The following is an 8,012-nucleotide window of genomic DNA, read 5'->3' as shown; positions in this document are numbered from 1 at the left end:
CTGCCCCGGGGCAGCGGATTTTCCGGGAGGGCCGGAATGCGCGGCGATCCTTCTTCGGCGGGCGGCCGGGGACGCCCACCATGGGGGACGACGCGGGCGGCAGCCCGCCCGGCCGCGCAGCCGCAGCCGGTCCGTACCAGCGCAGGAGCCAGCATGATCTTCATCGTCGTCAAGTTCACCGTCCGGCCCGAGTACCAGGACTCGTGGCTGTCGCTGGTGGACGACTTCACGCAGGCCACCCGGCAGGAGCCCGGCAACCTGTTCTTCGAGTGGTCGACCAGCGTCGACGACCCGCGCCAGTTCGTCCTGGTCGAGGGCTTCGCCGACCGGGAGGCGGGCGACAAGCACGTGCACTCCGCGCACTTCAAGGCGGGCCTGGAGGCGATGGCCGGTGCCATCGCCACCACCCCGCAGATCATCAGCAGCGAGATCGACGCCGACGGCTGGGGCCCCATGGGCGAGCTGGCGCCGCGCGAGGCCTGATCCGCCGGGGCGCAGCACGACGGCGCACAGCACGCCGGCGCGCGCCGTCCCCGCCCCGCCTGTCGGCCGTGCGCTCAGGATCGCGCGGCCGACGGGCGGGGCTCCGCGGGTTCCGGTGGCCGTGACGTCCCGGCTCTCACCTAGGCTGCGGGGACGGCGGCCGCGACGGGCGGCCGCTCAGGGCGGGGACGAGGTCGGAATTCCGATGCGAACAGCGGCCGGGCAGCCAGGGACCTCGGGTACGGCGCGCCTGACCGCCTACAGCTCCGTCGCCACGTCCCTCGCCCTGCGCAGCGATCACCAGCTGCGCCAACTCCTGGAACCCGGTACGCCCTTGGGCACCGGCATCGGCGGGAAGTCGGCGCTGCTGCGGGTCGACGGTACGCCGGTCTTCGTGAAGCGGGTGCCGCTCACCGACGTCGAGCGCCTGCCGGAGCACCAGCGCTCCACGGCCGACCTGTTCGGGCTGCCCGCCTTCTGCCAGTACGGCATCGGCTCGCCCGGCTTCGGGGCGTGGCGGGAACTCGCCGCGCACACCATGACGACCAACTGGGTGCTCGCAGGGCAGTACGGGGGTTTTCCCCTGCTGTACCACTGGCGCGTACTGCCGGACACCCCACCGGCCCTCGCCGACGAACTCGCCGACGTGGAAAGCGCCGTGGCGTACTGGGGAGGCGGGCCAGGGATACGTCGCCGTATCGAAGGCCTTCGGCGGTCCTCCGCGAGCATCGCGCTGTTCATGGAGTACATCCCCCGGACGCTGCACGACTGGCTCACCGAACAGGTACAGGCGGACGACGCGGCCGCCGACCGGGCCTGCGCCCTGGTGGAGCGGGAGCTGAAGGCCGGTACGTCCTTCATGAACGCGCGCGGGCTGCTCCACTTCGACGCCCATTTCCAGAACATCCTGACCGACGGCCGGCGCCTGTACTTCGCCGACTTCGGGCTCGCGCTCTCCTCCCGGTTCGACCTGTCACCGTCCGAGACCGGCTTCTTCGAGCAGCACCGGACCTACGACCGCTGCTACACGGTCACCCACCTGGTCCTATGGCTGATCACCGCGCTGTACGGCCACGGGCGCTCGGAACGCGAGGCACTCGTCCGCGCGTGCGCCGAGGGGGCCGGCCCACCGGCCGGCCCCCTGGGCGTCAGGGCGGTCATCGCCCGTCACGCGCCGCTCGCCGCCGTACTGACGGACTTCCACGGCAGGCTTCGGGACGAGAGCAGGGAAACCCCGTACCCGTCCGGCGCACTGGCCCGGGCCTGCCGGGAGACCGGCGACGGGATCAGAACGGCGTGGCCGGGAGGTACTTCCCGTCCAGGGTGATCACCGCGCGGGAGCCGCCCTCGGGGTCGTCGACCTTCTGGATGTCCAGGCGGAAGTTGACGGCGCTGATGATGCCGTCGCCGAACTTCTCGTGGATCAGGGCCTTCAGGGTGGTGCCGTAGACCTGGAGCATCTCGTGGAAGCGGTAGAGGGTGGGGTCGGTGGGGATGCCGTCCGGGATGCTGCCGCGCAGCGGGATCGTCCGCAGCAGCCGCTCCGCCGCCTCGTCCAGGCCCAGGCGCTCGGCCACGGCCCGGGCCGCGTCGGCGGGCAGGGCGTGCTGGCCGAGGAGCGCGGCGGTGACGAACGCGACGGACAGGCCGGTGGCGTCGGCCAGTTCCTGCCAGGTGAGGTCCTTGCGGATCTTGGCCTCGACGACGGCGAGCGCCAGGTCCTGGCGGGCCTGCGGGTCGAGCTGGGCGTGGGGCATGGAAGCGTCCTTTCGGGGGCGGGGGCGGGCCCGTCCGGGCCGCGCCCGGCAGGGGGCTCAGGAGAGCGGGGTGAACGTTCCGCTGCGCGGGTCGAGGACGTCGACGGCTCCGGTACGGATGTCGTGGGTCCAGCCGTGCAGCGACACCGTGTCCCGCGCGAGGGCGCGGGCCACGGACGGATGGGTGGCCAGGTGGGCGAGCTGGGCGGTGACGTTGTCGTGGACCAGCGCCGTGACGGCCGCCTCGGTCCCCGCATCACTCGCGGGGGTACGGGGGCCGGCGGGCCCGGCCGTGTGCAGCCAGCCGTCGAGGGCGGGCAGCCCGGTGAGGTCCTCGCCGGTGGCCAGGGCCGTCATCGCGCCGCACCCGGAGTGCCCGCACACGATCACGTCGCGCACGCCGAGCACCGCGAGCGCGTACTCGATGCTGGACGACACCGCGTCGGGTGCCGGCCCGTACACCGGCACCAGGTTCCCGGCCGTACGGATCACGAACAGCTCGCCGGGACCGGACTGGGTGAGCAGTTCCGGCACCACCCTGGCGTCGGAGCAGCCGATGAACAGGGCGCCCGGCCGGTGGCTGCCGGCGAGCCGCTCGAAAAGTGCCGCTCTGGCGGGGTGGACGTCGCGCCGGAACCGCCGGACGCCGTCGGTGAGGTCGGGGTGCACAGCCACTCCTTGCTGAGGGGAACCGGCCGGGAAGCCGATGTCTCCACCATGCGTGACCTGCCGCTATAGCGTCCAAGACGCACAACTCATAGCAGCCATCAGCGCTGCCTATAGCTGCTGCGCAGCACCGCTTACAGTGGCCGCCATGGCCCTGGAACTGCGCCACCTCCGCTATCTGCTCGCGGTGGCCGAGCACGCCAACTTCACCCGCGCCGCCGAAGCCCTGCACGTCTCGCAGCCCACGCTCTCCCAGCAGGTCAGACAGCTGGAGCGGACGCTGAAGGTGCAGCTGCTGGACCGTACGGGCCGCACCGTGCGGCTGACCGACGCCGGCGCGGCGTACGCGCACTACGCCCGCAGCGCGCTGCGGGACCTGGAGGCGGCCGAGCGTGCCGTGCTGGACGTACGGGACCTGTCGCGCGGGACGCTGCGCCTGGCCACCACGCCGACGTTCACCGCGTACCTCGTCGGCCCGCTGGCCGGGGAATTCCACACCCGGCACCCGGGCATCTCGCTGACCCTGCGCGAGATGCCGCAGGAGCTGATGGAGTCGGCGCTGCTGGCGGACGAGCTGGACCTCGGCATCGCGTTCAGCGGGCCGCACCTGCCGGGGGTCACCGGCACCGAGCTGTTCACCGAGTCCCTCAGCCTGGTCGTCGGCCCCACCCACCCTTACGCCGGCCGGACGGCACCGCTGCCGATCCGCTCCCTGCGCGACCACCGCCTGGCGCTGCTCAGCGCGGACTTCGCCACCCGCCTGCACATCGACACGCACTTCGGCGAGCACGGGGTACGGCCGGACATCGCGGTGGAGGCCAACTCCATCACCGCCCTCACCGAACTGATCCGCCGCACGCCCCTGGCCACCGTGCTGCCCGACGCCATCACCCGCGAACAGCCCGGCCTTCACCCCGTCGCCCTCTCCCCCGCGCTCCCCGCCCGCACGGTAACGCTCCTGTACCGGGAGACGGCCTACCGCAGCGCCGCGTCCGGCGCCTTCGCGCGGCTGGCCCGGGAGTGGGGGCGGGAGCACGGGGAGGGGGCGGAGCGAACGTGAGGGGCCTGCGGGGCGCGTCCGAGGGCCGCGCGGGACGGCCCTCGCGGGCGCCCCCGCCGTGCCGGGCCGTCAGCCCGCCCAGCGGGTCCGCGAGGCGGCGGCGCAGAAGCCGGGGCCGAAACCGAGCATCAGCCCCCGGGCGCCGGGGGCCGGCGGGTCGTCGTGGAGGCGGTCCAGGATGCGCAGGACGGTCGGGCCGCCGGTGTTGCCGCCGTTGGCCAGGGTCTCGTGCGAGTGGCGAGCCGCCTCGTGCGAGACGCCGCCCTGCTCCTCGACGAGTTCGAGGATCCTCCGGGAGCCGGGGTGCAGTACGGCGAACTCCGCCTCCCTACCGGGCCACGGCAGGTGCGGCAGGACGGCGGAGACCGCGTCGAGGGCTTCCTTGGTGCTGTCGAAGTGCAGGCCGTCGGGCTCGTGCCGGGTGGCGTAGGCGGAGAGCGAGTCCGGCACCAGGTGCTGCCAGGTCTCCTCGATGACCATGCCCGGGTCGGCGAGCTTCTCGTGGCTCACGACAGCGGCGGCCCCGGCGTCCCCGAAGAGCAGCTTGTACGCCGTGTGCTCGATGTTGCTGTTGTCGCTGCGCTGGTACGAGGTGCTGAGCTTCTCCGCGCCGACGACGAGGAACCGGTCGCCCGGCCGGATGACGTGGGCGGCGAGACCGAGGGCATGTGCACCGCCGGCGCAGGCGAGCTGCGTCATCGGGATACGGACGATGTTCGGGTCGAGCCCGAGGGCGGACACGACCGCGGCGTCCGGGCCGGGGGTACGGTCGCCGGTGGCGTTGAACGAGATGATGCCGGTGACGTCGGCGGGGGTGATGCCCGCGGCCCTGAGGGCCCGGCGGGCGGCGGTGACGGCGAGGTCCCGTACCGCGGCCACGGCGATGTCGTTGCGCTCACGCATCGAAACGGTGCGGGCGACATCGGCCAGCGGCTCGGTGAAGCGCCGGTAGCAGACACCGGTCCGGTCGGCGATACGCGCGGCCGCCGCCTTCGCCACCCGGTACTTCTTCGCCCGGATCTGCGGGCCGTCGGCCTCGTCCCACTTGGCCCAGGCGGCGATGTCCTCCACGATCGGCTCGTTGCGGATGACGTGGGGGGCCTCGGCTATGCCGGGTCGGTTGACGTACGCCACTGGGTGTCTCCTGGAAATGCGCGTAGGGGGTGGCACCGGTTCGCGCATGACCGCGGACCGGACGCATGATCATCAGTTGACGGCGGCACCGTGCCGGGCCCGCGGGACGTAAATCGCTCAGCATCAGGAAACCTGCCCCGGGACGTGGTGGCCGCCGAGTCGGTGTTCCGGCACGTCGTGCCGCTCCGTGACGCCGGCTGCGGCGGTCGGCTCGAAGGAGGCGTTGCGGACGGTCATACGCCCATCCTCCCGGCATTCTTCTCGGCGTGGGCCGTGTGTATCGCCACAGCCGGATCCGGATAGAAATTTATGGTCATCTCGCGGAAGAGCGGCGAGGCTTCGGGGCGGGCGGACAGCATCACGGCCCAGCCGAATCCGCGCGTGCCGTGGTTCATCGGCCGCCGGTCACCATCCGGATGAATGTAGGCGTTGTCACCCTGGTTGTAGATGACGGACAGCCGCTCGTCCCGCAGCAGCCGATCGCGCAGCCGCAGCAGATGCGGGTCATGGGGAGAGGCCGAGACGGAGGCGCGGAACTGCGGGACCAGCTTGGGCGCCCAGAATTCGAAATACCCGGCCAGGACATTCCGGGCCTCCTCGCTGAAGAGGAACCATTCGGCCATGTTCGACGGAACCTTGCCGGAGGGCATCATCTGCCGGAATGCCTCATTGTGGTACCGCAGGTTCCACCGGTGGTCGTTCAGGTAGGAGATGGCCTGCTGACCCTCGATCTTTATCTTGTAGTCCGGGGTCACATCGAGTCCGGCCTCGGGATCCAGCGGAGCGGGCGTCGTTCCGTACAGATCCATGTGAGCCTGCCGGTATTCGCTCTCCTTGAAGCGCAGCGCCACGGCCAGTTCGAGAAGATAGGCCGGGGAGGGGACCCGCCGGCCCTGTTCGTACCGGGCGTACGTGTTGAAGCCGCGGTTCATCAGGGTGTCCACCTCCGGCTGGGTCAGGCCGGGGACGATGGGGCCGCGCTGCGCGACGCGCTTCGGCAGGCCGACGTCCTCGGGCTTCAGGGCGCTCCGCTTGGCGCGGCAGAGCAGCCGGAACGCCTCCAGTTGCGCCTTGGACGGCCGGTAGGTGGAGAGCATGTGCGATCGAGTCTTCCTGTGGAACGGCACGCGACCGGTCGGAAACTCCCAGCCAGGCGTGGCCCTTGATTACTCAACGACCGGATCTCAGGATGAGAGACGGGCAGGAAACAGGCCGTCCGGTTTGTGTGCGGAAGGAGGAACGCGTGGAGCCGGCACACCTCGGCGTCCAAGACGCGCAGGGTCCGTCCACCGCGGTCATCCGTCCCCAGGACGGCTCACGGCAGGCGGTCCCGCTCGGGACGGGGCCCGCCACGGCCGATCAGCGTACTGGTCCACGACGGCTCCGCCCATGAGCCGCGGACCGGCCCGGTGGGTGCGCACTCACCGGTAACCCGGACCGCTCGCGAAGAAGTACGGCAGAACAGTGAGCGGCGACGGCTTCACGGACGCCCGGCGTTCGAGGGGATCGCATGGAGAATTAAGCAGCAAAACACGGCAAATGACTCCCCGTCGAGGGACGACATGACCGTCGCGGAACAGAACGCCACCAAGATCATTTTTGGTGGCTCGTCGGCGTTCTCCGCCCGGTTACCGCCGCTCAAGTCGTCCCGACTCGGCCAAGTCTCCGCCCGCCGTATCGCGCCCCTCGCCTCTCGTCTCCTACGCCTGTAAAAGGCTCCGAGTGCCGTTACCGGCGCGTACAACCGGCTCGGCGAAGCCCCACAAAAGGCAGGCTGCTCCGTCAAAGGGGCCCGAGAAGTAGAAGGCACAGATGCAGGAACGCGCAGTGAAGACGCGAGCACGGTTGTTGACGGCCGCCAGCCAGGTTTTCAGCGAAAGAGGATACAACCGGGCTTCCGTCACCGAGATCGCAGCACGCGCGCATTCGACGGCCGGCGCGCTGTATCACCATTTCTCCTCCAAAGCAGGGCTGGCCGAGGGAATCCTCGCGGTCGACCTGACCGAAGGGGTCGAGCGGAATTCCGGTGCGCCCGCCCTCCAGGAATGGATCGACCTGGGCCTGCTGCTCACCCACCGCGTACAGGCGGACCCTCAGGTGAAGGCAGCCCTCCAGCTCGCCGCGCTGGACGAGCCCACGCGGACGTGGGCCTCGCCCTGGGCCTCGTGGAAGGCCACCGTGACCCGGCCCCTCCTCCGGGCCCAGCAGGGGGGCGAACTGCTCCCCGGGGTGGAGCTGGCGGCCGTCGCCTCGCTGTTCATGACGAACTGGGTCGGCGGTGAAAGCCTCACGTCGGGCGACGCCCACGCCGTGAAGACGCAGATGAACAACTTCTTCACCTACACCCTGCCGGGCGTCGCGACGCCCGGCGTCCTGGCACGGGTGGACTACTCCCCCGAGCGGGGCCTGCTGCTCCGCGAACGGATCTCCGTCGACTCGGCCCCGGACACGATGCTCGTGCCCGCATGAGGGCGGGCTCCGGTACGGAGTCCGCGCCGGCTCCGGCCGGTGTCCGCACAGACGAAAGGCCCTGCCGGGTGAGTCGGCAGGGCCTTGGTCGTGGTCGTGTACGGCGCGGAGCGCCCTGCGCCGGCCGGGGTCTGGGCGCACAACGCAGAAAGCCCCGCACCATACGGTGCGGGGCTTCCCACTATCAAAAATTGTTCGGCGGCGTCCTACTCTCCCACAGGGTCCCCCCTGCAGTACCATCGGCGCTGAAAGGCTTAGCTTCCGGGTTCGAAATGTAACCGGGCGTTTCCCTAACGCTATGACCACCGAAACACTATAAAGTTGAACTCCAGCCGGCAAGGCGAGTTCGTTACTTCAGAACTAACACAGTGGACGCGAGCAACTGAGGACAAGCCCTCGGCCTATTAGTACCAGTCAACTCCACCCGTTACCGGGCTTCCATA

8 protein-coding genes and 1 rRNA gene are annotated in these 8,012 nt (G+C 70.6%); 4 read left to right on the top strand and 5 right to left on the bottom strand.

Annotation, left to right across the window (positions count from 1 at the left end; all coding sequences use genetic code 11):
• Window positions 1-153: 153 nt before the first annotated feature.
• Both JXZ78_RS37475 and JXZ78_RS37470 read left to right on the top strand, forming a co-directional pair.
• Window positions 154-483 (top strand): putative quinol monooxygenase, encoded by a 330-nt coding sequence (locus tag JXZ78_RS37475; protein WP_030023440.1) that lies wholly within the window; start codon window positions 154-156, stop codon window positions 481-483.
• A gap of 205 nt (window positions 484-688) precedes the next feature.
• Window positions 689-1,810 carry a BUD32 family EKC/KEOPS complex subunit gene (locus tag JXZ78_RS37470; protein ID WP_050502899.1) on the top strand — a complete coding sequence of 374 codons (1,122 nt, stop codon included), beginning with the start codon at window positions 689-691 and terminating at the stop codon, window positions 1,808-1,810.
• Here the strand turns inward: JXZ78_RS37470 and cynS are convergent.
• Together cynS and JXZ78_RS37460 are read right to left on the bottom strand one after the other, a co-directional pair.
• On the bottom strand, window positions 1,770-2,240 hold the full coding sequence (cynS, locus tag JXZ78_RS37465) for a cyanase (RefSeq protein WP_238783646.1): 471 nt from the start codon (window positions 2,238-2,240) through the stop codon (window positions 1,770-1,772). The genes JXZ78_RS37470 and cynS overlap by 41 nt on opposite strands.
• A 57-nt stretch (window positions 2,241-2,297) precedes the next feature.
• On the bottom strand, window positions 2,298-2,909 hold the full coding sequence (locus JXZ78_RS37460; protein ID WP_030023434.1) for a carbonic anhydrase: 612 nt from the start codon (window positions 2,907-2,909) through the stop codon (window positions 2,298-2,300).
• Window positions 2,910-3,054: 145 nt separating this feature from the next.
• On the opposite strand from JXZ78_RS37460, the gene cynR reads away from it, so the two are divergent.
• Complete coding sequence (gene cynR / locus JXZ78_RS37455) at window positions 3,055-3,966, top strand: transcriptional regulator CynR (RefSeq protein WP_030023433.1); 912 nt, start codon at window positions 3,055-3,057, stop codon at window positions 3,964-3,966.
• Window positions 3,967-4,035: 69 nt separating this feature from the next.
• Here the strand turns inward: cynR and JXZ78_RS37450 are convergent, their stop codons facing one another.
• On the bottom strand, window positions 4,036-5,100 hold the full coding sequence (locus JXZ78_RS37450) for a thiolase family protein (protein ID WP_050502898.1): 1,065 nt from the start codon (window positions 5,098-5,100) through the stop codon (window positions 4,036-4,038).
• A 233-nt stretch (window positions 5,101-5,333) separates the two neighbouring features.
• A complete protein-coding gene (locus tag JXZ78_RS37445; protein WP_030023430.1) occupies window positions 5,334-6,197 on the bottom strand; it encodes a helix-turn-helix domain-containing protein in 864 nt (287 codons plus the stop codon).
• A 730-nt stretch (window positions 6,198-6,927) separates the two neighbouring features.
• Here JXZ78_RS37445 and JXZ78_RS37440 point away from each other — a divergent pair.
• Window positions 6,928-7,569, top strand: a complete 642-nt coding sequence (locus JXZ78_RS37440; protein WP_167745468.1) for a TetR family transcriptional regulator — start codon at window positions 6,928-6,930, stop codon at window positions 7,567-7,569.
• 193 nt (window positions 7,570-7,762) lie between these two features.
• Here the strand turns inward: JXZ78_RS37440 and rrf are convergent.
• Window positions 7,763-7,879 (bottom strand): 5S ribosomal RNA (gene rrf / locus JXZ78_RS37435).
• Between the last annotated feature and the right edge of the window lie 133 nt (window positions 7,880-8,012).

It is taken from the genome of Streptomyces monomycini (genome assembly GCF_022271435.1).
Taxonomy (GTDB): domain Bacteria; phylum Actinomycetota; class Actinomycetes; order Streptomycetales; family Streptomycetaceae; genus Streptomyces; species Streptomyces monomycini.
Note: the sequence above shows the minus strand (reverse complement) of the source record. Positions and strands in the feature narration are given on the sequence as shown.

Excerpts from the sequence above, each read along its gene's own strand:
- cynR (WP_030023433.1), top strand. The coding sequence starts at position 3,055 with ATGGCCCTGGAACTGCGCCACCTCCGCTATCTGCTCGCGGTGGCCGAG.
- JXZ78_RS37470 (WP_050502899.1), top strand. The coding sequence starts at position 689 with ATGCGAACAGCGGCCGGGCAGCCAGGGACCTCGGGTACGGCGCGCCTG.
- cynS (WP_238783646.1), bottom strand. The coding sequence starts at position 2,240 with ATGCCCCACGCCCAGCTCGACCCGCAGGCCCGCCAGGACCTGGCGCTC.
- JXZ78_RS37445 (WP_030023430.1), bottom strand. The coding sequence starts at position 6,197 with ATGCTCTCCACCTACCGGCCGTCCAAGGCGCAACTGGAGGCGTTCCGG.
- JXZ78_RS37475 (WP_030023440.1), top strand. The coding sequence starts at position 154 with ATGATCTTCATCGTCGTCAAGTTCACCGTCCGGCCCGAGTACCAGGAC.